The 25,136-nt window shown below is 62.8% G+C and carries 24 protein-coding genes and 1 pseudogene; 19 read left to right on the top strand and 6 right to left on the bottom strand.

Annotated elements, in window-relative coordinates:
* Positions 1-157 precede the first annotated feature (157 nt).
* From O7A60_RS15125 to O7A60_RS15100, 6 genes are all read left to right on the top strand, one after another.
* Positions 158-913: a rhomboid family intramembrane serine protease gene (locus O7A60_RS15125; RefSeq protein ID WP_337107127.1), complete on the top strand. Its 756-nt coding sequence runs from the start codon at positions 158-160 to the stop codon at positions 911-913.
* An 87-nt stretch (positions 914-1,000) separates the two neighbouring features.
* Complete coding sequence (locus O7A60_RS15120; protein WP_027145030.1) at positions 1,001-1,432, top strand: CBS domain-containing protein; 432 nt, start codon at positions 1,001-1,003, stop codon at positions 1,430-1,432.
* Positions 1,433-1,782: 350 nt separating this feature from the next.
* Positions 1,783-3,282, top strand: coding sequence for an Asp-tRNA(Asn)/Glu-tRNA(Gln) amidotransferase subunit GatB (gene gatB, locus O7A60_RS15115; RefSeq protein WP_337106990.1), 1,500 nt, complete (start codon positions 1,783-1,785; stop codon positions 3,280-3,282).
* 4 nt (positions 3,283-3,286) lie between these two features.
* On the top strand, positions 3,287-3,781 hold the full coding sequence (locus O7A60_RS15110; RefSeq protein ID WP_337106989.1) for a GNAT family N-acetyltransferase: 495 nt from the start codon (positions 3,287-3,289) through the stop codon (positions 3,779-3,781).
* Between the two features lie 139 nt (positions 3,782-3,920).
* Positions 3,921-4,190 (top strand): AIM24 family protein, encoded by a 270-nt coding sequence (locus O7A60_RS15105; protein ID WP_337106988.1) that lies wholly within the window; start codon positions 3,921-3,923, stop codon positions 4,188-4,190.
* Positions 4,191-4,206: 16 nt separating this feature from the next.
* Positions 4,207-4,617, top strand: a complete 411-nt coding sequence (locus O7A60_RS15100) for an AIM24 family protein (RefSeq protein WP_337106987.1) — start codon at positions 4,207-4,209, stop codon at positions 4,615-4,617.
* A gap of 38 nt (positions 4,618-4,655) precedes the next feature.
* Here the strand turns inward: O7A60_RS15100 and O7A60_RS15095 are convergent, their stop codons facing one another.
* Complete coding sequence (locus O7A60_RS15095; RefSeq protein WP_337106986.1) at positions 4,656-4,835, bottom strand: MalT transcriptional regulator family protein; 180 nt, start codon at positions 4,833-4,835, stop codon at positions 4,656-4,658.
* A gap of 90 nt (positions 4,836-4,925) precedes the next feature.
* On the opposite strand from O7A60_RS15095, the gene yidD reads away from it, so the two are divergent.
* The 4 genes and pseudogenes from yidD to O7A60_RS15075 all read left to right on the top strand — a co-directional run bounded on the left by yidD (position 4,926) and on the right by O7A60_RS15075 (position 9,406).
* A complete protein-coding gene (yidD, locus tag O7A60_RS15090; RefSeq protein WP_337106985.1) occupies positions 4,926-5,294 on the top strand; it encodes a membrane protein insertion efficiency factor YidD in 369 nt (122 codons plus the stop codon).
* A 145-nt stretch (positions 5,295-5,439) separates the two neighbouring features.
* A complete protein-coding gene (gene blaOXA / locus O7A60_RS15085) occupies positions 5,440-6,255 on the top strand; it encodes a class D beta-lactamase (protein ID WP_337106984.1) in 816 nt (271 codons plus the stop codon).
* A 149-nt stretch (positions 6,256-6,404) separates the two neighbouring features.
* Complete coding sequence (gene thrS / locus O7A60_RS15080; protein WP_140770788.1) at positions 6,405-8,381, top strand: threonine--tRNA ligase; 1,977 nt, start codon at positions 6,405-6,407, stop codon at positions 8,379-8,381.
* 85 nt (positions 8,382-8,466) lie between these two features.
* A pseudogene (locus O7A60_RS15075) lies at positions 8,467-9,406 on the top strand (lysophospholipid acyltransferase family protein).
* Positions 9,407-9,508: 102 nt separating this feature from the next.
* Here O7A60_RS15075 and O7A60_RS15070 read toward each other — a convergent pair.
* Complete coding sequence (locus O7A60_RS15070) at positions 9,509-10,471, bottom strand: hypothetical protein (RefSeq protein ID WP_337106983.1); 963 nt, start codon at positions 10,469-10,471, stop codon at positions 9,509-9,511.
* A gap of 153 nt (positions 10,472-10,624) precedes the next feature.
* Between O7A60_RS15070 and O7A60_RS15065 the strand changes: the two genes are divergently transcribed.
* The gene (locus O7A60_RS15065; protein ID WP_337106982.1) at positions 10,625-11,209 is read left to right on the top strand and encodes a nitroreductase family protein; all 585 of its coding nucleotides are present in this window, start codon (positions 10,625-10,627) and stop codon (positions 11,207-11,209) included.
* On the top strand, positions 11,210-11,818 hold the full coding sequence (locus tag O7A60_RS15060; RefSeq protein ID WP_337106981.1) for a flavin reductase family protein: 609 nt from the start codon (positions 11,210-11,212) through the stop codon (positions 11,816-11,818).
* Positions 11,819-11,821: 3 nt separating this feature from the next.
* Here the strand turns inward: O7A60_RS15060 and O7A60_RS15055 are convergent, their stop codons facing one another.
* Positions 11,822-12,703, bottom strand: coding sequence for an HpcH/HpaI aldolase/citrate lyase family protein (locus O7A60_RS15055; protein WP_337106980.1), 882 nt, complete (start codon positions 12,701-12,703; stop codon positions 11,822-11,824).
* Positions 12,703-13,155 (bottom strand): MaoC family dehydratase, encoded by a 453-nt coding sequence (locus O7A60_RS15050; RefSeq protein ID WP_337106979.1) that lies wholly within the window; start codon positions 13,153-13,155, stop codon positions 12,703-12,705. Before O7A60_RS15050 ends, O7A60_RS15055 begins: the two co-directional genes overlap by 1 nt.
* 148 nt (positions 13,156-13,303) lie before the next feature.
* On the opposite strand from O7A60_RS15050, the gene O7A60_RS15045 reads away from it, so the two are divergent.
* Entirely contained in the window at positions 13,304-14,425 is a 1,122-nt protein-coding gene (locus O7A60_RS15045; RefSeq protein ID WP_337106978.1) for a DUF2336 domain-containing protein, read from the top strand.
* Here O7A60_RS15045 and O7A60_RS15040 read toward each other — a convergent pair.
* Positions 14,422-16,491 carry an FUSC family protein gene (locus O7A60_RS15040; protein WP_337106977.1) on the bottom strand — a complete coding sequence of 690 codons (2,070 nt, stop codon included), beginning with the start codon at positions 16,489-16,491 and terminating at the stop codon, positions 14,422-14,424. The two genes, O7A60_RS15045 and O7A60_RS15040, sit on opposite strands and share 4 nt — an antisense overlap.
* Before the next feature lie 44 nt (positions 16,492-16,535).
* The gene (gene parE, locus O7A60_RS15035) at positions 16,536-18,593 is read right to left on the bottom strand and encodes a DNA topoisomerase IV subunit B (RefSeq protein ID WP_337106976.1); all 2,058 of its coding nucleotides are present in this window, start codon (positions 18,591-18,593) and stop codon (positions 16,536-16,538) included.
* Positions 18,594-18,830: 237 nt separating this feature from the next.
* Here parE and cpaB point away from each other — a divergent pair, with 237 nt between their 5' ends.
* The 6 genes from cpaB to O7A60_RS15005 all read left to right on the top strand — a co-directional run bounded on the left by cpaB (position 18,831) and on the right by O7A60_RS15005 (position 25,135).
* On the top strand, positions 18,831-19,754 hold the full coding sequence (gene cpaB / locus O7A60_RS15030; protein WP_246672981.1) for a Flp pilus assembly protein CpaB: 924 nt from the start codon (positions 18,831-18,833) through the stop codon (positions 19,752-19,754).
* Between the two features lie 90 nt (positions 19,755-19,844).
* Positions 19,845-21,230: a type II and III secretion system protein family protein gene (locus O7A60_RS15025; RefSeq protein WP_245262244.1), complete on the top strand. Its 1,386-nt coding sequence runs from the start codon at positions 19,845-19,847 to the stop codon at positions 21,228-21,230.
* Between the two features lie 4 nt (positions 21,231-21,234).
* Positions 21,235-21,504, top strand: a complete 270-nt coding sequence (locus tag O7A60_RS15020) for a hypothetical protein (protein ID WP_027145011.1) — start codon at positions 21,235-21,237, stop codon at positions 21,502-21,504.
* A 33-nt stretch (positions 21,505-21,537) separates the two neighbouring features.
* Positions 21,538-22,746 carry an AAA family ATPase gene (locus tag O7A60_RS15015; RefSeq protein ID WP_337106975.1) on the top strand — a complete coding sequence of 403 codons (1,209 nt, stop codon included), beginning with the start codon at positions 21,538-21,540 and terminating at the stop codon, positions 22,744-22,746.
* On the top strand, positions 22,743-24,164 hold the full coding sequence (locus tag O7A60_RS15010) for a CpaF family protein (protein ID WP_337106974.1): 1,422 nt from the start codon (positions 22,743-22,745) through the stop codon (positions 24,162-24,164). The genes O7A60_RS15015 and O7A60_RS15010 overlap by 4 nt, the downstream gene beginning before the upstream one ends.
* 5 nt (positions 24,165-24,169) lie before the next feature.
* Positions 24,170-25,135, top strand: a complete 966-nt coding sequence (locus O7A60_RS15005; protein ID WP_337106973.1) for a type II secretion system F family protein — start codon at positions 24,170-24,172, stop codon at positions 25,133-25,135.
* The last annotated feature ends 1 nt before the right edge of the window (position 25,136 follow it).

The raw sequence follows: 25,136 nt of genomic DNA, 5'->3' as shown, positions 1-25,136 counted from the left end.
GAAACCCTGGACGGCTTCTTTTTTGATTCGCGTCCCTGATTCGGAGCGGGACGATTCGCCGTTTGCGGTTCCATCGGCGGTGATCTAGATGCTGGCCAGACCGAACCACGCCGGACCGAACCAGCCCAGGCCGAACCAGCATCGAGTGCGATTGCAGATGAGCGAACCGCAATATCCGTCCGAGCCCGAAACGGCCGAGATCATGCCGCCACCGGCGCGTGAGCCGGTGTTCAACCTCCCGCCGATCGTGCTGGCGGTGATCGGCATCTGCGCGATCGTCTATCTGCTGCAGCAATATGTGCTGAACGACGCCCAGCAGATGACGCTGCTGTATGACGGGGCTTTCATTCCGGTCCTCTATACCGGTCAATACGGCTTCGACTGGTTCCTTTTCACCCGACCTTTCACTTACGCCTTCATGCATGGCGGCTTTGCCCATATCGCCATCAACATGGTCTGGCTCGCCGCTTTTGGCTCGCCGCTGGCCAATCGTCTCGGCGCGCTCCGGTTCGCGTTGTTCTTTGCCGTCACCGGACTGGCTTCGGTGGCGCTCTTCTGGGCGATGCATCCCTATGGAGAAGCGCCGCTGGTCGGCGCATCGGGCGCCATATCGGGCATGATGGGGGCTGCGGCGCGTTTTGGTTTCCGCACCGACCGCTCGGCCGGCAAGGCTGGTTTCGCCGGCCCGGTGCTGCCGGTCGCGATCGTGCTGCGTTCGCGCGGCGTCGTCATTTTCCTGGCCATGTGGATGATCATCAATCTCGCCACCGGCCTTCTCGGATTCGCGCCGGGCATCGACGGCCAGATCGCCTGGGAGGCGCATATTGGCGGCTTTCTCGCGGGCTTTTTCGGCCTGCGCCGGTTCGACAGGGGATGGCAAGCGCCTGACTGGGAGACCTCCGACCGGACTTGAAATGCAACCGATCACGGCGCACGATGTTCACTCTTATGTGAAAGCCGGTCAGGGCAGGAACCGGTTGGCAAAATAGAGGAGGACGCCATGACGGTTAAGGCCATTCTCGAGCAAAAAGGCCATGACGTATTGACGCTCGGGCCGAACGAAAAACTGAGCGAAGCCATCCGAATCCTCTCCGAGCACAGGATCGGGGCGCTGGTCATCACCAATGGCGATCGCAAGATCGTCGGCATCCTGTCGGAACGCGACATCGTGCGCGTGGTTGCCAGGGAAGGCGGCGCCGCGCTCGATATCCCCGTGCGTTCGGCCATGACGCCGAAGGTGAAGATCTGCAATGAAAACCACACCGTCAACGAGGTGATGGAGATCATGACCAGGGGTCGTTTCCGCCATCTGCCGGTGGAAAAGGACGGCTTGCTGGACGGCATCGTGTCCATCGGCGACGTGGTCAAGCGCCGCATTGAGGACGTCGAGCGCGAGGCCGCGGAAATCCGGGCCTATATCGCCACCGCCTGAGCGGTGACGGGAACCGCCGGCCGAATGCCGGCCGGCGGCACCAAGACTACCTGTTGTCGAGTTCTGAGCGGACGTGCCCGCGCCTTGTGATGCGGTTGCGTCCGACGTCGAAACCGTTTCTTGCGTTTCAATTTTCGGTTTTCTGCCCGGCCTCGCTACGAGGTCAGGGCCTTACCGGGACTGAGCGTAAGTGGACATCCGCTCTCCGAGACGTCCAGAAAATCCCCGGCCGTGGCTTTGCGCTTGTCTCTTTTGGCGGTTTGCACTAGCGAATGGCTTTCACGCGAGACGTGAAAGTCACGTCCCAAACATGAAACTTCCGTCAGAGTCACCGTAATTCGCAGGCTACCATGAGCATCATCGATACCCGCATGCCCGACGCCAAACGCCTGATACCAGGCGCCACCGGCGACTGGGAAATCATCATCGGGCTTGAAGTGCATGCGCAGGTGATATCGGAGGCAAAGCTCTTCTCCGGCGCTTCGACCGCTTTCGGTGCCGCGCCCAATGCCAATGTCAGCCTCGTCGATGCGGCCATGCCCGGCATGCTGCCTGTCATCAACGAGGAGTGCGTCAAGCAGGCGATCCGTACCGGTCTGGGGCTTAAGGCGGCGATCAACCACAAGTCGGTTTTCGACCGGAAGAACTATTTCTATCCGGACCTGCCGCAAGGCTACCAGATCTCGCAGTTCAAACAGCCGATCGTCGGCGAGGGCACGGTCATCGTCTCGGTCGGTCCCGACCGCCAGGGCGAGTTCGAGGACATCGAGGTCGGCATCGAGCGCCTGCACCTGGAGCAGGATGCCGGCAAGTCGATCCATGACCAGCATCCGACCATGTCCTATGTCGACCTCAACCGCTCCGGCGTGGCGTTGATGGAGATCGTATCGAAACCCGACCTGCGCTCCGGCGACGAGGCAAAGGCCTATGTGACCAAGCTGCGGACCATCATGCGCTATCTCGGCACCTGCGACGGCAACATGGACGAAGGCTCGCTGCGCGCCGACGTCAATGTCTCGGTGCGCCGGCCAGGTGGCGAATTCGGCACCCGCTGCGAAATCAAGAACATGAATTCGATCCGCTTTATTGGCCAGGCCATCGACTACGAGGCGCGCCGGCAGATCGCTATCCTCGAGGACGGCGGCAAGATCGATCAGGAAACGCGGCTGTTCGATGCCGTCAAGGGTGAGACGCGCTCGATGCGCTCCAAGGAAGAGGCGCACGACTATCGCTATTTCCCCGATCCCGACCTTCTGCCGCTGGAATTCGACCAGGCTTATGTCGATGCCCTGGCCAAGGAATTGCCGGAATTGCCCGATGACAAGAAAATGCGGCTGATCTCCTCGCTCGGCCTCTCGACCTACGACGCAGCGATTCTGGTGTCGGAAAAGCCGATCGCCGATTATTTCGAGAAGGTGGCGGCCGGGCGCGACGGCAAGCTCGCCGCCAACTGGGTCATCAACGATCTGCTGGGCGCTCTCAACAAGGCCGGCAAGGACATTGAATCCGCTCCGGTTTCGCCTGACCAGCTCGGTGCGGTGATCGACCTGATCAAGGAGGGCACCATCTCCGGCAAGATCGCCAAGGACCTGTTCGAGATCGTCTGGAACGAGGGCGGCGATCCGCGCCAACTGGTCGAGACCCGCGGCATGAAGCAGGTCACCGACACCGGAGCCATCGAGAAGGCGGTCGACGAGGTGATCGCGGCCAATCCCGACAAGGTCGAACAGGCAGGGGCCAAGCCGACGATGGCCGGCTGGTTCGTCGGCCAGGTGATGAAGGCGACCGGCGGCAAGGCCAATCCGCAGGCTGTCAACGATCTCGTCAAGGCCAAGCTGGGTATCGAGTAAAGGTATGTTCGTCCGCACCGCCGGAGACCGCGACCTCGCAGCCGTACGGGCGTTGCTGGTCGAGACCTGGCATGCCACCTATGACGCGATTTACGGTGCCGAGCGGGTCGCCGAGATCACCAATGAATGGCACTCCATCGCCTCATTGAAGGCGAGGCTGGCTAAGCCGAGCAGCGAGTTCCTCGTTGCCGATGACGGCAAGCGCATTGGCGGCATGGCGTTTGCCGAAGCCGTCGGCGACGGCGGCGTGGTCATGCTCAGGCAGCTCTATGTGCTTCCCTCGCTGCAGGGCCGAGGCATTGGAGGCATGCTCCTCGACGAAATCATCGAGAGCTTTCCGGAGGCCCACCGGATTCGGCTCGAAGTGGAAGAGAAGAACACCCGCGCCGTTGCCTTCTATCAGGCCAATGGCTTCATCCAGGCCGGGCGCACCGAGAATTGCGGCTCCGCCGGCTCGGCCATCCCGGCGCTGATCTATGAACGGGTACTTGCCGCCTGAGCACGTGATCACCTTCGCGCGAGCGCACGACCCGGGTCTGTTTTCGTTTGACGGCCCTGACGTCCGGCACCAAAGCTGCTTAGGCCGACCCGCGCGAAGCCGGAATAAACCGGCGCGCAGGACGGCTTTGGGGGGAGCCATGCCAAGTCTGCCGGAACTGATGCCGACCGAGGTGTCGGACGAAACCTTTGGTGGCGTCACCTATCACATAGCGGGCGAACTGGTGCCTGTGCTTTCCGTCGACGTGACGCGGATGCCCGTCTATTTCGAGCACCATATCCTGCTGTGGAAAAATTCCACGATCACCATCGGCCTGAAATCGCTGAAGGGTGCGCTGAAGCGCATGATGGCCGGCATGCAGATCTTCGTTACCGAGGCCTCGGGAGCGCATCATCGCGTTCAGCCGTGACGGGCCGGGTCACATCGTGCCTATTCACTTGCGGCGAGGCGAGGAGATCCATGTGCGCGAGCACCAGTTTCTGGCCGCCACCGGCAACGTCGACTACACGTTTGAGCGCGTACGCGGCCTGGCGACGATGCTGTTCGGCCAAAGCGGCTTCTTTATCGACCGGTTTCGCGGCGACACCGGTGACGGCATCGTCTGGCTGCACGGCTATGGCAACGTGTTTGAAAAGACGCTCGCTCCAGGCGAAACCATAGACATCGAACCCGGCGGCTGGCTGTTCAAGGATGCCTCGGTCAGGATGGAAACCAAGATCGATCGGCTGTCGAGCGGCTTCTTCGGTGCCAATATGAATTTCATCGTCAACCGCTTCACCGGCCCGGGCAGGGTCGGCATCCAGTCGATGTACCTGCATATGCCGACCGAGGAGTAGGCTCGGGGAACCGCAAGCGGGATGAATGAAGGCCAGGGTCAGCGCGAGCGCAGCGGTGACGACAACTCGCGTATCAGCAGTTCAAGCTCCCGGTGGTCGCCCGTTCCCGTCTTGTGGAAGATCGTCGCTAATTGCGACTTGATGGTCCCGTCGGAAACGCCGCTGGCGGCCGCGATCTCCCTCTGGCTGGTGGGCACCTCCGGCCGACCGGCACCCATTTCGCCGTTACCACCCGTGACGGCAGGGCGAGCGGGATTGCGTTCTTCGGCGGAAGCTCACATCTATCACCTGGAAACGCGGAGATCGCAGTGGGCGACCAGCACGGGCATGCGCATACAGTCGGAGCGTCGAGGCGCGGCCGCAACTGGCCCGGCCCGTGGCGCAAGACGCCCGGCCGCTTGCTCGGCACGTCGCTCGTGCGGCTTTACCAGCTGACGCTGTCCGGCTTTGTCGGCAATTCCTGCCGGCATCTGCCGACCTGTTCGGAATACGCGCATGAGGCGATCGCCCGCCATGGCCTGTGGGCCGGCGGCTGGATGGGGTTGTTTCGCGTGCTGCGCTGCGGCCCATTCGGCACGCACGGCATTGACCTCGTGCCGGAGGTGCTGGCGTCCCGCTACGTCTGGTTCTTGCCATGGCGATATTGGCGGATCGGCCGCAAGCGCGGCGAAGCGTGAGGGATGAGAGCGTTGGTCGCGCCGCGCCCGTTTACGATCCGGTAGGGTTAACGCAAGCCTGCACGACAACTGCGCATTTGAGACAAAATCGAGACAAGAGACATCGCTAAGCCCGCTCGCGAACCCCTCCTGGAGCGAGCATCCCATGCGCAACGTCGACCGTCTTCCTTTCATCTTTGCCGGAGTCCTGTTCCTGCTCGCCTGGCTGCTGGGATTTCCGATGCGCGCGCAGTCAGCGCCGCTCAGGGATGTGCAGTGCACGCTGATCGCCGATGCCGCAACCGGCAAGACGCTTTACCAGGAAGGGGTGTGTGACCAGCGCTTCAGCCCGGCTTCGACGTTCAAGGTGCCGCTTTCGCTGATCGGCTACGACGCCGGCATCCTGGGCGACGAGCACACGCCAAGCTGGGACTATAAACCCGAATTCAACGCGGTGAAGCGGGATCGGAAGACCGTCGATCCGGTGATATGGGAACGCGATTCCATCATCTGGTATTCTCGGGAGATTACGCGTCGGCTTGGAGCTGAGAAATTTGCCGGCTACGTATCGAAGTTCAACTACGGCAACACTGACGTTTCGGGCGATCCCGGCAAGGATGACGGGCTCACCCATTCCTGGGTCAACTCTTCGCTCGAGATATCGCCGGTTGAACAGGTTGCCTTCCTGCGGCAACTGCTCGCCGGCAGGATGCCGGTATCGGCCAAGGCGCATGACATGACACGGGCCATCATCCCGAGTTTTAAGGCCGGCGATTGGGTCGTTCAGGGCAAGACCGGCAGCACCCGGCTCGGCGAGGGCGGCAAGGACAAGCGCTCGCTCGGATGGTTTGTCGGTTGGGCGCGGAAAGACGGCCGCCAGATCGTGTTCGCCCGGCTCGTCGTCGATACGAAGCGGACCGACATGCCGAAGGGGTTGGCGACACGGGCCGCGTTCCTGAAGGAACTGCCGCAGCTGATTTAGTGAGCCGGGCTTTACGGCGGCGGCATCTGCTCATAAAAGACTGCCGCCGCCGGACGCCTCCGGCACTCTGGCAGGTCGCAGCTCCCGAACCGCTGATATCTGCATTTTTACCACCCGCGCTCGTTTGCGGGACTGGATAGGAGATACATATGCTGAATTCCGTTTCCCTGACATTTCCCGACGGCTCCGTGCGCGACTACGACGCAGCGATGACCGGTGCCGGGCTTGCCGAGTCGATCTCGAAGTCGCTGGCCAAGAAGGCCGTGGCCTATGCCATCGACGGCACCGTGCGCGACCTCAGTGATCCCCTGGGCAAATCCGGCAAGGTCGAGATCATCACCCGCGAAGACCCGCGTGCGCTGGAACTCATCCGTCACGACACCGCGCACGTGCTGGCGGAAGCCGTTCAGGAGATATGGCCGGGAACGCAGGTAACCATCGGGCCGGTGATCGAGAACGGATTCTATTACGACTTTGCCCGCAACGAGCCGTTCACCCCGGACGATTTCCCGGTGATCGAGAAGAAGATGCGCGAGATCATCGCGCGCAATAAGCCGTTCACCAAGGAGGTCTGGTCGCGCGACAGGGCAAAAAAGGTCTTCGCCGACAAGGGCGAGCGCTACAAGCTCGAACTGATCGACGCCATTCCCGAGGATCAGGATCTCAAGATCTATGCGCAGGGCGACTGGTTCGATCTTTGCCGGGGTCCGCATATGGCCTCGACCGGGCAGATCGGCAACGCCTTCAAGCTGATGAAGGTGGCCGGCGCCTATTGGCGCGGCGACTCGAACAATCCGATGCTGACGCGCATCTATGGCACGGCCTGGGCCGACCAGGCACAGCTCGAAGCCTACCAGATGATGCTGGAGGAGGCCGAGAAGCGCGACCACCGCAAGCTTGGCCGCGAAATGGACCTGTTCCATTTCCAGGAAGAGGGGCCGGGCGTCGTCTTCTGGCACGCCAAGGGCTGGAAGATGTTCCAGAACCTGGTCAACTACATGCGCCGCCGGCTCGACGAACAGGGCTATCAGGAGGTCAATGCACCCCAGGTGCTCGACAAGAGCCTGTGGGAGACATCGGGCCACTGGGGCTGGTACCGGGACGCCATGTTCAAGGTGACGGTCGCAGGCGATGAAACTGACGATGACCGCGTCTTCGCGCTGAAGCCGATGAACTGCCCCGGTCACGTGCAGATTTTCAAGCATGGGCTGAAATCCTATCGCGATCTGCCCGTAAAGCTTGCGGAATTCGGCAATGTGCATCGCTATGAACCGTCGGGCGCGCTGCACGGGCTGATGCGCGTGCGCGGCTTCACGCAGGACGATGCGCATATCTTCTGTACAGAGGAACAGCTGGCTTCCGAGTGCTTGCGTATCAACGACCTGATCCTGTCGACCTATGCCGATTTCGGTTTCGACGAAATCAGCGTGAAGCTTTCGACGCGGCCGGAGAAGCGTGTCGGCACCGACGAGGCCTGGGATCATGCCGAGGCGATCATGGGCAGCGTGCTGGAGACGATCAGGACGCGCTCCGGCAACCGCATCAAGACCTCGATCAACCCGGGCGAGGGCGCCTTCTACGGGCCGAAGTTCGAGTATGTGCTGAAGGATGCGATCGGCCGCGAATGGCAATGCGGCACGACGCAGGTCGACTTCAACCTGCCGGAACGTTTTGGCGCATTCTACATCGGCTCGGATTCGGAGAAGAAGCAGCCTGTCATGGTGCACCGCGCAATCTGCGGTTCGATGGAGCGTTTCCTCGGCATCCTGATCGAGAACTATTCCGGCCATTTCCCGCTGTGGTTCGCGCCGCTGCAGGTGGTGGTGGCGACGATCACTTCGGACGCCGACAGTTACGCGACCGAGGTCGTCGCGAAGCTGAAGGCCGCAGGGCTGTTGGCGGAAGCCGACCTGCGCAACGAGAAGATCAACTACAAGGTCCGTGAGCACAGCCTGGCCAAGGTGCCGGTCATCCTCGTCTGCGGCAAACGCGAGGCGGAGGAGCAGACGGTCAATATCCGCCGGCTCGGTTCGCGAGACCAGGAATCGCTTGGCCTTGCCGAAGCAATCGAACGGCTGACCGAAGAAGCGATCACACCTGACCGCCGACGCAAGCGCGCTGCTTGATTCGAAGTGTTCTCGATCGAATGGCGGTGGAGCGATCCACCGCCGTTTTCATATCCCTGTCACGGCAACGTTGTAACGAGCCCTTATGCTCAAGCTGAAATCGCGCGAACGACCGTTCCCCGAGCTTTCTTACGCCAATCCGCACCAGCCGGCTCTGGCGCGCTGGTTCATTCATTCGGTGGAAGGCCTTTCGGGCCGCGACCGGTTCGCCGCGCTCTATGAATTCTGGCGCCATCAGGTTGTGCCGACCGGTGAGCGTGTGTTCAGCCGCATGCTGGACCTCATCGATGTGGGCGTGCGAAGCCCCGACCAATGGCCGCCAGCGCAATTGCCCGACACGCCGCTGGTGATCGTTGCCAACCATCCCTTCGGCATCGGCGACGGCATCGCGGTGCTGTCACTGGCAGAGCAACTCGGGCGACCCTTTCGAGTGATGATCCACAAGGATTTGCTCAGGATTCGCGAGATGGAGCCTTATTCGCTGCCGATCGACTTTTCCGAGACCAAGGACGCGGTGAAGAACAACATGGCGGTGCGCCATGAAGCGGTGCGGCTGCTGAAGGAGGGCGTCACCATCGTTGTGTTTCCGGCTGGCGGCGTCGCCACCGCGCCCAAGGGTTTTGGCCGCGCGCGCGATCTGCCATGGAAGATGGTTTCCGGCCCGTCTCGTCCAGGAAGCCAAGGCGTCGGTCATTCCCATGCATTTCTCCGGCCAGAACGGCAGGCTTTTCCATTTGGTCAGCGGTCCGATGAACATGGCCGAGCGCGACGGGCGTGTGGCTAAATTCGTCGGCAAGGCCTCGCTGACCTTGCGTACCTCGCTGCTCATCCGTGAATTCGCGCGGCTGTCCGGCAAGGCGATCGAGGTGCGCGTCGGCAATGTACTCAGCTGGAGCGAACTGGAGCCGTTGCGCGATCGCAAGGCGTTGCTCGACCGGCTTTATCGCGGTGTGTTCGACTTGGCTCCGGCCCTGCCGCGCCGTCGCATCCCGTTCCTTCCGGCGCGGACCAAGCTGGCTGCCTGAAGGAGCATCTCCGGCGAAAACGAGATCGCCTCCAATGCTCTATCTCTTTGCTTTTACGCAATTCCGAACGCAAAACCGCTTCGCACTTTTGCTGGAATTGCTTTAGTCCGCGCCTTCTTCCGGATCCATGGCCGCTGCTTCGGTAGCGAGAACCTCGATCTCCTGGTTCTGCCCGCCAACGACCGTGAAATCCTTCTGGTAGATCCGGTCGCGATTCTTGGCGATGATGGTGTAGTCGCCTTCGGCCAGCACCATCGAGGCGAAGGCGCCGACGGTTTCCTTGATCGGATCACCGGATTCGTTGAGCAGCGACCAGGAGGTGTCGGCGATCGCTTCGCCACCCGCCTCGCGCACCAGCTTCATGGTGATTTCGGCGGCGTGATGCTCGACGGTGGCTTCGGTCAGCTTGCCGGCCTCGACACGGATGTCGGATCGGATGACGGCGTTGACCGCGCCATAGGTCGAGACGACGTGGTAGATGCCCGCATTGAGCCGCACGACGCTGTTGGGTTCGACATCGGGAATGACTAGCGCGCGATCGCCATTGGCGTCGGCGGTGCCCTCATAGATCGAAAAGCGCAGTCTTTTCGGCGGAATGCGCACGCCGCCGGACAGAACCGCGTCGAGCTTCAGGCCGCCGGCATCAAGCACCAGGCTTTCTCGCTTGGCTTCCTTGCCGACGGTGATGCGCTTGGTGGCGCCGGCGCGACCGTAGGAGGCGTGGACCAGATAACTGCCGGGTTCGAGCTGGAAGACGGCGCTGCCGCCATGCGCGGAGGCGACCATCGGCAATTTGCCGTTGACGGCTTCAGGCTTGAAGACACGCCAGACGAGGCCGCGGGTGATGTCGGTGCCTTTGTCGGTCAACTGGGCCGACAGGGTGATGGCGCCACCGCCGCCAAGCGCCAGTGGAGTCTCGTTCTTCGGCGTCGCATAGCTCGAAATTCCGGGAAGTTTCAGGTCGCTGACACCGTCCTTTTCCTGCGCGACAGCCATGGAGACCGGCAGCAGGAACAGCGCGGCGCAGAGCCGGATCAGGAAAAGACGCAGTCGCCCCTCAAACATACCTTGCGTTGAAGCCCATGGCGGTGGCAATTTCAAGGCTTAAGAGTCCGGTGCGTGACTCTTCAGCCCGGCGCTAGCGCGCCTTTGCCCGAGCCGCCTGAATTCCCGATGGTGCGCTTCAGCTCAAAACAGAGTGCCAGGAGACTTGCGCCCATGGCGTCGCCGATCATCGACTTCCTGCTGACCCGAAATTCAGCGCCTATTCCCGACCTCAAGGAGCCGGCGCCCAGCGACGCCGATATCGCGACAATGATTGCCGCCGCCTCACGCGTGCCCGACCATGGACGGCTCGAACCCTGGCGCTTCATCCTCTATCGCGGCGAAACCCGCATCGGGATCGGTAAAAAGCTGGCGGCCTTGGCCGAGCAGCGCGAAGGTCCGCTGCCCGAGGGCCGTCGCAACCAGGAACTGGCGCGGTTCTCGCGCGCGCCGCTGGTGATCGGTGTCGTGTCAATTCCCAGGGAGAACCCAAAAATCCCGCAATGGGAGATGTTCCTGTCCGGAGGCATGGCGGCGATGAACCTGATGATCGCGGCCAATGCACTGGGCTATGGCACGAACATGATCAGCAACTGGTATTCCGACGTGCCGGAGGGCAGGGCGATCCTTGGACTGGCGCCGCAGGAGCGCGTTGTCGGTTTTATCCATATGGGTTCCTATGCCGGTCCGGCGCCGGAGCGGCCACGGCCCGATTCGGCAAAGCTCTATGCCGACTATTCAGGGCCTTGGGCGGGCTGAATGTTTTACGAGCCATCCAAAGGGCACGGACTGCCGCATGATCCTTCGAAGGCCATCGTGGCGCCGCGCCCGATCGGCTGGATATCGACGCTGAACGGGGCAGGCGAGATCAACCTCGCACCCTACTCTTTCTTCAATGCGGTCTCGACGCGGCCCTTTATCGTCTGGTTCTCCTCCGAGGGCGAGAAGGACAGTGCCTCTTTCGCCGTGGAAAGCGGCGAGTTCGTTGCCAATCTGGTCGGCCGCGACCTTGCTGAGAAGATGAATTACACGTCCATCGACGCGCCGCGTGGCGTCAACGAATTCGTCTATGCCGATCTCGCCATGGCGCCCTCGCGTCTCGTCAGACCGCCGCGCGTGGCGGCGGCACCCGCGGCGCTCGAATGCCGGGTGACGGAAGTGTTTCGCCCAAAGGCGCTGGACGGATTGCCGACGAGCGCCGTCGTCGTCGCCGGTGAGGTGATCGGCGTGCATATCGACGATGCTTTCCTGAAAGACGGCCTGTTTGACATCACCAAGGCCGGCAATGTCGCTCGTCTCGGCTACATGGACTATGCCAGCGTCAACGAGGTCTTTTCGATGCGCCGGCCGCGCTGGGAAAAAAAATAGCTGTCAGGCGGATGTCCCGGCCGCCCTCGCGCGTGCCAGAAGGCGTTCGGCCAGCCGCAGGTGCGGTCGGTCGAACATCTTGCCGTCGATGCCGACGACGCCGGGATTTCCGGCTGCCTCGAACGCCGCGACGATGGCCGCCGACTGTCTCACCGCCTCGGCCGAGGGCGTAAAGGCGGCGTTGATAACGGGCACCTGATCGGGATGGATCGCCATCTTGCCGGTGAAGCCGTCACGCTCGGCCTCGGCGCATTCCGCGGCGAAGGCCGCCATATCGCGAAAATTCGGAAACACGGTGTCGATCGCGGCGACCTCCGCAGCCCCCGCCGCGAGGATGGTCGTCAGGCGGGCGTGACGGAAGAGATCGGTGTAGCGGCCGTGATCGTCGCGGGCCGCACGCGCGCCGATCGCGGCCGACAGGTCTTCCGCGCCCCAGGTGAGACCAGCAAGCCGCGCGCTTGTCCCCGCATAGGTCGCCGCCGCCAGCACACCCGCCGGCGTTTCGGTGATGATCGGCAGGATTTTTATCGAACCGTCGGACAGATCGTTCTCGGCCTCCCGGACCCTGAGCTTGGCCGCGAGTTGCTGCACATCCTGGCCGCTGTTCGACTTGGGCAGCATGATGCCGTCGGGCCTCGCTGCGACGAGCGCCGCCAGATCGTCATCCGTCAGTCCGGTCGATAGATCGTTGACCCTGACATAGATCGCCGAGTTGGTTTGCCCCCTGCGTTCAAGGATGAAGCGCGCCGCGATCTCGCGCGCCGGCGCCTTGTTCTGCGGCGCGACGGAATCCTCGAGATCGACGATGACCACGTCAGCGCCGGCGCCAAAACCCCTTTCGAGCTTCCGTTCGGAATCGCCGGGAACGAACAGCAGCGAACGCATCAGGCCGCCTTCTTCAGCATCATCGCCTGTCTCGTGCATTTGGCGACGAGGTCGCCATGCTGATTATAGGCGCGATGCTCGAATTCGACGATGCCGCGATCGGGTTTCGACCTGGATTCGCGCACCGAAATCACCGTTGTTTCGACGCGGATGGTGTCGCCATGAAATACCGGGTGCGGAAACACGGTTTCCTTCATGCCGAGATTGGCGACAGTGGTGCCGAAGGTGATGTCGTTGACCGAGATGCCGATCATCAGGCCGAGCGTGAACAGCGAGTTGACCAGCGGCCTGCCCCACTCGCTCTTGGCGGCGAAGTCGAAATCGATATGCAGCGGTTGCGGGTTCAGCGTCATCACCGAAAACAGCATGTTGTCGCTTTCGGTGACGGTCTTGCGCAGCGTGTGCTGGAAGACGTGGCCGACGACGAACTCCTGGAGATAAAGCCCGGCCATGTCCTGCTCCTCTGCTGCAAAGGTTGATAGGCGCTGCTTTCCAGGCTCGCAAGCCAGTTAATGAACATGGTGAACCGTTCGTAAACCATTTCTGCCTACCGTCACCACGGGGCCAGGAACGTTCTGGCAAGAGGCGTAAGCAGGCGGCATGGTTGTTTCGCATTTTTTGAGATGGATTTGCACGGCCAGGGTGTCGGAGCGCGCCGCCGCCGCCAGTGCGCTGGCCCGGGCTTATGTCAATTCCGAATTGCCGTTCGAGGACCGCTGCGCCGCCGAGGCGGCGCTGACGCTGCTACTCGACGACGCCTCGTCAAAGGTGCGGCTGGCGATGGCCGAGGCGCTCTCGATGAGCCACCACGCGCCGCTGCAGATCATCAGCGTGCTAGCCTCCGACCAGCCGGAAGTCGCCGGTGTCGTGCTGGCGCGCTCGCCGCTGCTCACCGACGCCGATCTGATCAACCGTGTGGCGGGGAGCCAGAGGGCAACGCAGAAACTGATCGCCGACCGACCTGTAGTCTCGATGGCGCTAGCGGCGGCCATCGCCGAGATTGGCGAGGCGGAAGCCTGCGCCGTGCTTTTGGCCAACACCGGCGCCGACATTGCCTCCCTCAGCTTCCGCCGCATGGCTGAACGCCATGGCCACCTGCCTCTGGTGCGCGAGGCGCTGATATCCGACGCGCGCCTGCCTGCCGACTGCCGGCATATGCTGCTCGTCAAGCTCGGCGAGACATTGAAGACATCGCCGCTGGTCATGGCATTGATGGGAGCCGCGCGAGCCGACCGCGTCATGCGGGACGCCTGCGTCAAGGCCTCGGTGACGCTGATCGAAGGCACGCGCCAGGAAGAGCACGCGGCGCTGATCGAGCATCTCAGGCTGCGCGGCGATCTCACCGCGAGCTTCCTGATCCGCACCATCGCGCACGGCAAGGTCGATTTCTTCGGCTCAGCGCTGGTCGCGCTCAGCCAGCAGTCCGAAGCACGGGTGAGGGCACTGCTGGCCGGCGGGCACGATGTGGCCCTGCAGGCGCTGTTTCGCAGCGCAGGTCTGGCTGCCGCCACGCATGCGGTCATCCTGCGTGCGCTGAAGATCTGGCGCGAGGTTGCCAACGGCAAGCGCGTCGCCGGTGTTCAGGAAGTCAGCTGGCTGATGCTCAAGGAATTGGGCGGGCAATCCGCCGAAGGCGATCTCGCCGCCCTGGTCAAGTCGATCCACCTTGATGCTCTGCGCGAGAACGCACGCGGCCATGCGCTGGCGATCGCCGCAGCCTAGGTTTTATCCCTCGCGAAGAAATCCGGGAAATCCTCCATTGCCGCGGCGATAATGCGCAGGGACGCCGCGATTTGCAGCATGTCGCCGGTGGCGTCTCGCTGGGCGATGCCTGCCGCGTACTGCCGGGCGACGGCAATGGTCGCTGTTTGCGGATCGCCGGAGGCACGGAAAAGCAGCTCGCGCGCCAATCCCCTCAGGAAGTTAGCGATTGAAAGCGTCATTTCCGATGGGATGGCATGGTTTTGGCTCGCATTGCGCAGCCGCAGGATTTCCAGGCCGACCGTGACGGAGGCGACGCCGCCGCCCAGCACCGCCTCACCCTTCCTGCCGGAATTCTGCACCAGCGGCATCAACTGATTGACCCGGTCATAAGCGAGGCTCTCGAAGGCCGAACGCCTCGGCAAGCGCTCATGCAGGCAAAGCCGCGCCAGATCCTCGCGCATGGCTCGCACGATGCGGTCGGCGGCCAGCCATGGATCCGCCGGGAACACGACGATGAAGACGCCGATTGCCAGCAGGATGCCGACCAGGATCGATGCCGAGCCGGCGAAGAAGGGGCCGGGATCATAGGTCATTGCCTGGTGCGGGCTGAGGAAGGCCAGGAAGTTGATGGCGAATGCCGTCGCCACCCCGACATAGCGCGGATTGGCCATGGCGAGTGCCGCCGGCACCATGATGAGCACGACGAACAGCATGAACCAGCCGAAGCCGGGCAGAGCGGGAAGCGCGATCTGACCGACGAGAAAGGCGAATGGCAAAGCGAGCAGCGTTCCCTTGAAGAAACCCCAGGATACCTGCACGGGGTCGGGGCGAGCGGCAAACAGGCTCGACACGACGGCAACGAGGATGACGGTGCCGGCCGCTTCCGACCACTTCGTCGTCAGCCAGAAAGCCGCGACCAGCAACGTGGCAAGGGCCGCGCGGATGGCGTTGCGCGCGGCACCGGGATAGTCGCGATGCACCACCAAGGCCGGCTGCCGGCTGCCGGGACCTCGTCGGCGGCTAACGGGCGCGCGCAAAGCGTCGAGGCCACGAAGCACCTGTTTCAGCGCCTCGGCAAAATCGGCCGCTATGGTGAGGCGAGTGATGGTGCCGACCCTGTCCTCACCCTGTTCGGTCGAAGCATCGGGTATTTGCCGTGCTCTGATCGAGATCGCGTCGAGTCGTGCCAACCAGGGCGAGGTGTCGTCCAGCGCTCCCGGCTTGGCTGCCAGTTCGCTGACAAGGGCTTGCAACTCCGAGCGCACCGGGATGAGGGCCGCGTTTTTCGGAGCGGCATGCGAATAGAGCGCGCGCGCCGCCGAAAGGGCCGAGAGCAGCTGTCCGATGGTGCGTCGCACCGGATGCGCGCGCGGCGCGAAGCTCGCCGCTTCGAGCCTGGCATAGGCGCGCATTTCACCAAGCGTCTGGGTGTCGGCGACAAGCTTCCGGTGCAGGCCGATGAGGGTTGCCCGGTCTCCGCCGGAGAACGCACCGCCAGCGTAAGTGGCGAGGTCGAGAATGCAGCGTTTCAGCCGCGAGATAATGGCGTCGCTGGCCAGTTTTGGCAGGATCAGCCGGCTGGTGAGGCCGGCGCAAACGATGCCGAGCACGATCTCGGCACAACGCGCGACCGCGAGGTCAACGACCAGATGCGGTTGTCCGAAAGCGGGCAGGCCGATGATCATGGCGGTGTAGCCGGCAAGGGCGGCGCCATAGGCCTCGGGATTGCGCAGCAGGGACGAGACGAAGGTGCAAATGCCAATCCAGACGGCAAGCACCGTCACCAGAATCCAGGGGCCGGTGCCGAACGCCGTGGTGATGCCGACTGCCGCGATACCCCCGGCAAGCGTGCCGAGCAGCCGGTAGAAGCCTTTCGCCAGCACCATGCCGGCAACCGGCTGGGCGACGATGAACACCGTCATCATCGCCCATTGCGGATGGTCGAGCTTCAGCGCATAGGCGACGAGAAGCGCGATCATGCCGGCTGAAACGGTGCGCAGGGCGAAAATCCAGTCGGAGCGCGTCGGTTGCGTCAGCCCGGCCAGGCTCGTCTCGAAATAGGTTTTCAGCCGCGCCCAGGTCACATGCTGGTCTCCATGTCAGGAACGCAAGCTAAATTCGCCAGCGGCTAGATATCCAGCACTTCCGTCTCGGCGAATTCGGCGCGTTCCTGGATGAAGCGGAAGCGAGCTTCGGGCTTGGTGCCCATCAGCTCATCGACCCTGTCCTTGGTGGCAGAATCGATTTCGTTCACATCGACCCTGAGCAACGTGCGCTTTCTCGGGTCCATGGTGGTTTCCTTGAGCTGCGCAGCCATCATCTCGCCCAGGCCCTTGAAGCGGCCGAGCTCGACCTTGCCGCGCCCGGTGAATTCGGTGCGCAGAAGCTCGTCCTTGTGCGCGTCGTCGCGGGCGTAGGCGACCTTGCCGCCTTGCCTGATCGAGTAAAGCGGCGGCACCGCCAGGTAGAGATGGCCGCCGCGTACCAGCGCCGGCATCTCCTGGTAGAAAAAGGTGATCAGCAGCGAAGCGATGTGGGCGCCGTCGACGTCGGCGTCGGTCATGATGATCACGCGGTCGTAGCGCAAATCCTCGTCACGGTACTTTGACCGCGTGCCGCAGCCGAGCGCCTGGATCAGGTCCGATATCTGCTGGTTGGCGGCCAGCTTGTCATTGCCGGCGCTGGCGACGTTGAGGATTTTTCCACGCAGCGGCAAGACGGCCTGGCTGGCGCGATCGCGCGCCTGCTTTGCCGAGCCGCCCGCGGAATCGCCTTCGACGATGAAGAGTTCGGCACCTGCCGCCGCGTTCTGCGTGCAATCGGCGAGCTTGCCCGGCAAGCGCAGCTTGCGCACAGCGCTCTTGCGCGACACCTCTTTTTCCTGGCGGCGGCGCACCCGCTCATCGGCGCGCGCGATCACCCAGTCGAGCAGCTTCGAGGCTTCCTGCGGATTGTCGGCCAGCCAATGGTCGAACGGGTCACGGATCGCGGTCTCGACGATGCGTATCGCTTCGATCGTCGCCAGCCTGTCCTTGGTCTGGCCGACGAATTCCGGCTCGCGGATGAACACCGACAGCATGCCGGCGGCCGAGATCATGACGTCTTCCGAGGTGACGATCGACGCGCGTTTGTTGCCGACGAGGTCGGCATAGGCGCGCAGGCCGCGCGTCAGCACGTTGCGGAAGCCGGCCTCGTGGGTGCCGCCTTCACCGGTCGGGATGGTGTTGCAGTAGGAATTGATGAAGCCGTCGCCGCCAAACCAGGTCACCGCCCATTCGAGCGAGCCATGGCCGCCTTGCTTGTCGCTCTTGCCGGCGAAGATTTCGCGCGTCACCTGGAATTCGTCGCCGAGCGACGCTTTCAGATAATCCTTGAGGCCGCCGGGGAAATGGAATTCCGCCTTGGCCGGTGTCTGATCCTTTTCCTTGATCAGGGAGGGATCGCAGGTCCAGCGGATTTCGACGCCGCCGAACAGATAGGCCTTCGAACGCGTCATGCGGTAGAGCCGCGCCGGCTCGAATGCCGCGCCCTTGCCGAAAATCTGCTCGTCGGGGTGGAAACGCGTCCTGGTGCCGCGGCGGTTGTGCACCTCGCCCAGGTGCTCCAGACCGCTTACCGGAATGCCACGTGAAAAGCGTTGGCGATAGAGCTGGCGGCCGCGCGCGACTTCGACTTCGAGATGATCCGACAGGGCGTTGACGACGGAAACGCCGACGCCGTGCAGGCCACCTGATGTCTCATAGACCTTGGAATCGAACTTGCCGCCCGAATGCAGCGTCGTCATGATCACTTCGAGCGCGGGCTTCTTGAATTTCGGATGTGGATCAACCGGGATGCCGCGGCCATTGTCGGTGACAGTGAGATAACCATCGGCTGAAAGCTCGACATCGATGAAGGTGGCGTGGCCGGCAACCGCTTCGTCCATCGAATTGTCGATGACCTCGGCGAACAGATGGTGCATCGCCTTGTCGTCTGTGCCGCCAATATACATGCCCGGCCGCCGGCGCACCGGCTCCAGGCCTTCGAGCACCTCGATGTCGGCGGCGCTGTAACCCTCGCTGCCATCCTTGGCAGCGGCCGGGCGCCTGGCGGCCGCTTGCACCAGCGGGTCGGCCGGGCGCGCCGGCGTGCGAACCGGTTGCTGCTGCTTGCCCAGATTGCCGAAGAGATCGTTGTTGTCGTCCATGCCAACCATAGGGTCCGGTGCTGCGAATCACACGTCGATACTGCCACGCTTTTTGGCGCCAGGCGACGGAGGTTCCTGTTACGTTCGGGGATTTAACCCCTCTTACCCTAAAACCATTCGATAACCAAGCAGGCGGAAATCGGTCGAATGCCACCGCACAAGATTCCCGATTCTTTACCAATGCGGACTAGCGTGAGCCCAACATAACAAGAAACGACGGGCATCAGGGGTTTCGGCGTGAGGGGCAAGGCCATAACGATGATCGGCATCGCCGCCGTTTTCGGCGCGATCTCGATCTTTGCCGCGGATTTCTGGGTCAAGAGCCAGGCCAAGGCCGATGCGCAGGAGAAAACGGCGTCGATCTCCGCTCCAGCACCCAAAATAGAGTTCAAGACGATCGTGGTGGCCAATGCGCCGTTGCGCTATGGCATGGAGCTCGACCGCGCCAAACTCAGCGAAATCCCGTGGCCGCAGGAGTCCCTGCCGCAGGGCGCCTTTGCCACCATCGATGGATTGCTCGGCGAAGGCGGCCGGGTCGTGCTGTCGCCGATCGAGGTCAACGAGCCGTTGCTGCTCACCAAGCTGTCGGGACCGAACGGTCGCGCGACGCTGTCCAATATGCTGACGCCCGGAATGCGGGCGGTCACCATCCGCACCGACGAGATCGCTGGGGTCGGTGGCTTCGTCACGCCGGGCGACCGGGTCGATGTCGTGCTCACCCGCGATGCCGGCGAAATCCAGGAAGTCGCCAAGAACGCGCAAGGCGCGGCCGGCTCGACCATCACCTCGGAGATCGTCGTTGCCGACGCCAAGGTGCTGAGCGTCGGGCAGGGCGCCGACGAGCGCCAGACGACGCCGCAGGTGGCCAATTCCGTGACCCTCGAGGTGACGACCGAAGGCGCGCAGAAAGTGGCGCTTGCCCGCACGGTAGGCACGCTGTCGCTGTCGCTGCGCTCCGCCAGCGAAGGCGGCGACGGCAAGAACGGCGTCACCACCATCTCGTCCTTCGGCGGATCCGTGGCTTCCAATGCCCAGGCCGCCGCCGGCTCCTTGTTCGATGCCATCGCCAAGGAGCCGGAGAAGCCGAAATTCAAGACGGTCATCGTGACGCGCGGCACGCAGGCCGAGGAATACCAAGTCCCTTCGCGGGACCAGAAGTAAAGACCGGTGGGGACCGGGCGGGACGGGATCATGGTGATGCACACCCTATATCGAATGACGAATCTGTTGCGTTTCGTGCGCGCCTTGGCCATGGCGGCTTCACTGGCCGCGAGCGGCATGCTCGCCTTCGTTGGCGCGGCCAGGGCGGACAACGACATCGTCTATGTCTCGTCGACCAGGAATGCCTCGATCAAGGTCGCGAAGGGCAAGCCCAAGACGATCATGACGAGCGCGGCCTTCTATCAGATCGTCATCGGCGATCCGGAGATCGCCAACGTCAACCCGCTGACCGACAAATCCTTCTATGTGCTGGGCAACAATCTCGGCACCACCGGCATTGCGCTGTTCGACGAGAAGAAGCAGCTCGTCGGCACCGTAGACATCGAAGTGACGCTCGACACCGACCAATTGGCGAGCACCATCCGTGCCAGCGTGCCGGACGCCAAGATCAAGGTCGGCTCGGCCAATGGCCGCGTGGTGCTGTCGGGCGAGGCGGATGACGCGGTCGCCGCCGAAAAGGCAAACAAGATCGCCACCCGCTTCTCCGGCAATGAGGAGGTGATCAATTCGGTCAATATCTCCTCGTCGCAGCAGGTCCAGCTCAATGTCCGCTTCGTCGAGATCAACCGCCAGGCCGGGCAGGACCTGGGCGCGAAATACAGCGCCAATTTCGCCTACGGCTTCGGCGGTCGCGATGTCTCTCTCGATCCGGGCTCGGTGCCGGCGGCGGGGACTGGCGAGATCATTGGCCGGCTGCTGTCCAATGGCGTCTCGATCGACATCGCCATCAAGGCGTTGGAGGAGCGCGGCCTTGCACGAAGGCTGGCCGAACCGAACCTGATTGCCCGATCCGGCGAAACGGCGAGCTTTCTTGCCGGCGGCGAATTCCCGATCCCGGTTTCCGAGGACAATGGGAAGATCTCCGTCAGCTACAAGAAATACGGCGTCAGCCTGGACTTTACGCCGACCGTGCTGAAGGACGGGTTGGTCAGCCTCGACATCGCGCCGGAAGTCTCCTCGATCGACGCTTCGGCGTCCTACAATATCGGCAACATTTCGGTGCCGGGGTTCATCGTGCGCCGCGCCAAGACCTCGGTCGACCTGAAGAACGGCCAGAGCTTCATGATCGCCGGGCTGCTGCAATCCCAGAACGACATCACCACGTCGCGCATTCCCGGTCTCGGCAAGATGCCGGTGCTGGGGTCGCTGTTCTCGTCGAAATCCTATCAGCGGCGCGAGACCGACCTGGTCATCATCGTCACACCTTATCTGGTCAAGCCGGTCGACCCGTCGAAGAAAATGGCTGTGCCGACCGATGGCACGCAGCCCGCCAGCAACGTCGACTATTTCCTCAACAACACCGAGGAGGTGAAGGCGTCGGACACCAACCGTGCGCTGGCGCTGGCTGACGGCAGCGCCGTGCGGGGCGCTTCCGCGACCAAAGTCGGTCATTTCCTCGACCTGCCGAAGGACTGAAATCATGCGTCTGGTCCTGAGATCGAGCATCGCCCTGCTTCTTGCCGGTTTGGCAAGCGGCTGCACCAGCGACGACTATTTGCGCAGCGAAGGCGTGACGTCAGTCGCCGGTGAGGCGCAGGCCGCCAACACCGTCATGCAGATGGTGGACCCGTGGAAGTATGGGGTCCAGAACACGAGGCTTCTCGTGCCCGCCAAGCGCGGAACCGCCGAACCGGTCACACCCGATCAGGCGGCCGGGGCCAAGGCAGCGCAAACCACCACCGGCAACTGATCCAGACGGCGATCGACCTCACAGGCGGCGAGAATGGCAAACAGCACCAAGAAGATCCTGCTCGTATCGACAGACCGGACCTTCGCGCAGGACACGAAGACGGCCTTTGCCGCCTCGGAGATCATCCAGCTCATGACGGTTGAGAAGAACATCACCGAGCTGCGCGGCGAGGTCCAGGAGGCCGAGTTCGGCGTCGTTATCGTCGACATGGATGCGGCGAAACTGGAAGAAATCGAGTCCCTGCAGCGCGTCATGCGCCGGCTCGAGGGCAAGGCACCGGTGGTCGTGGTCACCCAGGAGTTCAACGCCGCCGCCGTGCGCATCCTGGTACAGCTCAAGGTCGCGGACTTCCTGGTCAAGCCGATCACCACGGCCGACCTCGTGCGTTCGGTCGTGCGAGCGTTGCAGGGGCCGGGGCGCGAGGAAAACACCGAATCGCAGATCTATACCTTCATGCCCGCCGCCGGCGGCGTCGGCACCACGACGCTGGCGCTGCAGACCGCGTTCCAGCTGCATCATTCGGTGACGCGCGGCGCCTCGACCTGTGTGGTCGACCTCAATTTCCAGCAAGGTGCCTGCGCCGAATATCTCGATCTGGAGCCGCGTTTCGACATCACCGAGATCGAGAACCAGCCCGAGCGCCTCGACCGGCAATTGCTCGATGTGATGCTGTCCAAGCACGCCAGCGGACTTTGCGTGCTGGCGGCGCCGACGCATCCGGCTGAAATGCGCTCCTTCAAGACCGATGTCGTGGTGCGCATGCTGGACCTCGTTTCGGCCTATTTCGACAATGTCGTCATCGACATGCCGCGCACCTGGTTTCCCTGGACGGAAACGGTGCTGCTCGGTTCCAATAAACTCTACATCGTTGCCGAAATGACGGTGCCGTGCCTGCGCCATACGCAGCGGCTGATCCAGGCCGTCTACGAGACCGCGGGCAAGGAAGTGAAGCCGAACGTGATCGTCAACCGTTTCGAGCAGAAGATGTTCGACAACGGCATCAAGCAGGCGGATGTCCAGGAAATCCTTGGCGAGCATTTTGTCGGCGGCATCGCCAACAACTACCGGCTGGTGCGCGAGGCGGTCGATCGCGGCGTGCCGCTGCACGAGATCGATCCCAATGCCAATGTCGTCAACGACCTGAAGAAGATCATCCTCCCGGAAGAGGCAGTGGCGACGGCGAGCAAGTCGAAGTCGCTGTTCGGTTTCGGCAGGGGCCTCTTGAAAAGGAAAGCTGGATGACCAGCCGTTTCTCAACCCTGCAGAACCGCGACGCGCGCCCGCAGCGTCCGCCGGAATCAACACCGGTCGCGCATCATGCCGTTGTCATCCCGACCAGCCGAAAGGCTTTGCCGGCGAAACTGGAAGCAGCACCGGCAAAGAATGCCAACAAGGTGCTCGACGCCCGCGTGCGCATCCACCGGATGCTGCTCGAGGAGATCAATCTGGTCGCGCTGGAGCGCTTGCCCAAGGATGAAATGCGCCGGCAAGTGCATGATTTCGTGTCGGAAAAGACCCGTCAGGAGCGGATGGCGATCAACACCGCCGAACTCGACGCGCTGGTCGACGATATCGTCGACGAGATGGTCGGCCTCGGCCCGCTCGAGCCGCTGCTCAAGGATCCCGACATCAACGATATCCTGATCAACGGTCATCAGAACTGTTTCGTCGAAAAGAAGGGCAAGCTGCAGCAGGTCCATATCCCGTTCAAGGACGAGGCGCATCTGCTCAGAATCGTCAACAAGATCGTGGCCGCCGTCGGCCGCCGGGTCGACGAATCGCAGCCGATGGTCGACGCTCGCATGCTGGACGGCTCGCGCTTCAACGCAGCCATCCGCCCGGTGGCCGTCGACGGCCCGCTGGTGTCGATCCGCAAGTTCTCCAAGAACAAACTTGGCCTGCACAGGCTGGTCGAATTCGGCGCCATCACACAGAACATGGCCGAAGTGCTGGCGGCGGCCGTGCATGCCCGCAAGACGACAATCATTTCGGGCGGCACCGGCACCGGCAAGACGACGATGCTCAACGCACTGTCGGCCTTCATTCCGGAAGACGAGCGGCTGATCACCATCGAGGACGCGGCGGAGCTTCAATTGCAGCAGCCGCACGTCGCGCGCATGGAAACGCGCCCCGCCAATATCGAAGGCCATGGCGAGCTCAAACAGCGCGACCTGGTCAAGAACGCGCTGCGCATGCGTCCCGACCGGGTCATTCTCGGCGAGTGCCGCGGCGAGGAAGCCTTCGACATGCTGCAGGCGATGAACACCGGCCACGAAGGCTCGATGGCGACCATTCACGCCAACACGCCACGCGATTGTATTTCGCGCCTGGAGCAGATGCTTGGCATGACCGGCATGCCAATGACGGTGCAGTCGATCCGCAGCCAGATCGCAAGCGCCATCGACATCATCGTCCAACTGACCCGGCTTTCCGACGGCAAGCGCAAGGTGACGAGCGTCGCCGAGGTGACCGGCATGGAAGGCGATGTCATCCAGATGCAGGAGATCTTCCGCTTCGTGCGCACCGGCATGGAGGCTGATGGCAAGATCCTTGGCTACTACGAGGCGACCGGCATACGACCGCGTTTTCTGGAAGATCTGCGCGCGATGGGCATCGAGTTTCCCGGACGTTATTTCGAACCCGGCCGGCCGCAGGAGTAGCCGGGGTGTTCGATGGGTTCAGCGCGATCTATGTCGTCTATGCCGGGGCCGCATTGACCGGCATCATGGTCGCCGAAGCGGTCTACCTGCTCTATGCCGGTCGTAGCGACAAGCGAACCGCCATCAACCGGCGTATGAAGCTGCAGGAAAACAAGATCAGCCAGGAACAGGTGCTGATCCAGCTGCGCAAGGAGCGCGGTCTCGACGTGGGAACGTCGCTGTTCTCGCCCGGCCGGTTCCATGCCCTGCGCACGCAGTCGGGCATGGTCATACCGCTCTCGAAATTCCTGATGATCACCTGCGGTGTGGCGATGGCCGTGGCCCTGTTCGCCATCTCGCGCGGCTTGCCGCTGTTGATGGGGCTCATCCTGGTTGTCGTGCTGATGCCGCTGCTGCCGATCATGGTGATGCGCTCCATGCGCAAGCGCCGGCTCAAGCGTTTCGGCATCCAACTGCCCGAGGCACTGGAACTGATCACGCGCGGCCTCAAGGCCGGTCACCCGGTGCCGGTGGCCATTGCCATGGTGTCGCGTGAGATGCCCGATCCGATCGGCACGGAATTCGGCGTCATTGCCGACGAAGTCACCTATGGCTCCGACCTTGTCTCGGCGCTGAACTCGCTTTTCGACCGGGTCGGCCACGAGGATTTGCCGCTGTTCGTCACCGCCGTCTCGATCCAGACCAGCTCGGGCGGCAATCTGCGCGAAATCCTCGATGGGTTGTCGACGACGATCCGCGAACGCGGCAAGCTGCGCCGCAAGGTGCGGGCCATTTCGAGCGAAGGCCGCCTGTCGGCCTACATTTTGACGGCCGTGCCGGCGCTGCTGTTCACCGCGATCATGGCCATGATGCCGGGATATTACAGCGACGTCTGGGGCGTTCCGAAGACATGGTACATGATCGGCGGATCGGTTAGCTGGCTGATGCTGGGCAATCTGATCATGTTCAAGATGTCTAACTTCAGGTTCTGAC

The sequence above is a fragment of the Mesorhizobium salmacidum (SeqCode) genome, assembly GCF_037179605.1.
GTDB classification, from domain to species: domain Bacteria; phylum Pseudomonadota; class Alphaproteobacteria; order Rhizobiales; family Rhizobiaceae; genus Mesorhizobium; species Mesorhizobium salmacidum.
Note: the sequence above shows the minus strand (reverse complement) of the source record. Positions and strands in the feature narration are given on the sequence as shown.

Excerpts from the sequence above, each read along its gene's own strand:
- O7A60_RS15070 (WP_337106983.1), bottom strand. The coding sequence starts at position 10,471 with ATGTTTGAGGGGCGACTGCGTCTTTTCCTGATCCGGCTCTGCGCCGCG.
- O7A60_RS15120 (WP_027145030.1), top strand. The coding sequence starts at position 1,001 with ATGACGGTTAAGGCCATTCTCGAGCAAAAAGGCCATGACGTATTGACG.
- O7A60_RS15010 (WP_337106974.1), top strand. The coding sequence starts at position 22,743 with ATGACCAGCCGTTTCTCAACCCTGCAGAACCGCGACGCGCGCCCGCAG.
- blaOXA (WP_337106984.1), top strand. The coding sequence starts at position 5,440 with ATGCGCAACGTCGACCGTCTTCCTTTCATCTTTGCCGGAGTCCTGTTC.
- O7A60_RS15045 (WP_337106978.1), top strand. The coding sequence starts at position 13,304 with ATGGTTGTTTCGCATTTTTTGAGATGGATTTGCACGGCCAGGGTGTCG.
- O7A60_RS15055 (WP_337106980.1), bottom strand. The coding sequence starts at position 12,703 with ATGCGTTCGCTGCTGTTCGTTCCCGGCGATTCCGAACGGAAGCTCGAA.
- O7A60_RS15125 (WP_337107127.1), top strand. The coding sequence starts at position 158 with ATGAGCGAACCGCAATATCCGTCCGAGCCCGAAACGGCCGAGATCATG.
- O7A60_RS15065 (WP_337106982.1), top strand. The coding sequence starts at position 10,625 with ATGGCGTCGCCGATCATCGACTTCCTGCTGACCCGAAATTCAGCGCCT.
- O7A60_RS15025 (WP_245262244.1), top strand. The coding sequence starts at position 19,845 with ATGGCGGCTTCACTGGCCGCGAGCGGCATGCTCGCCTTCGTTGGCGCG.
- O7A60_RS15060 (WP_337106981.1), top strand. The coding sequence starts at position 11,210 with ATGTTTTACGAGCCATCCAAAGGGCACGGACTGCCGCATGATCCTTCG.
- O7A60_RS15110 (WP_337106989.1), top strand. The coding sequence starts at position 3,287 with ATGTTCGTCCGCACCGCCGGAGACCGCGACCTCGCAGCCGTACGGGCG.
- O7A60_RS15020 (WP_027145011.1), top strand. The coding sequence starts at position 21,235 with ATGCGTCTGGTCCTGAGATCGAGCATCGCCCTGCTTCTTGCCGGTTTG.
- gatB (WP_337106990.1), top strand. The coding sequence starts at position 1,783 with ATGAGCATCATCGATACCCGCATGCCCGACGCCAAACGCCTGATACCA.
- thrS (WP_140770788.1), top strand. The coding sequence starts at position 6,405 with ATGCTGAATTCCGTTTCCCTGACATTTCCCGACGGCTCCGTGCGCGAC.
- parE (WP_337106976.1), bottom strand. The coding sequence starts at position 18,593 with ATGGACGACAACAACGATCTCTTCGGCAATCTGGGCAAGCAGCAGCAA.
- O7A60_RS15105 (WP_337106988.1), top strand. The coding sequence starts at position 3,921 with ATGCCAAGTCTGCCGGAACTGATGCCGACCGAGGTGTCGGACGAAACC.
- O7A60_RS15050 (WP_337106979.1), bottom strand. The coding sequence starts at position 13,155 with ATGGCCGGGCTTTATCTCCAGGAGTTCGTCGTCGGCCACGTCTTCCAG.
- O7A60_RS15015 (WP_337106975.1), top strand. The coding sequence starts at position 21,538 with ATGGCAAACAGCACCAAGAAGATCCTGCTCGTATCGACAGACCGGACC.
- O7A60_RS15095 (WP_337106986.1), bottom strand. The coding sequence starts at position 4,835 with ATGGGTGCCGGTCGGCCGGAGGTGCCCACCAGCCAGAGGGAGATCGCG.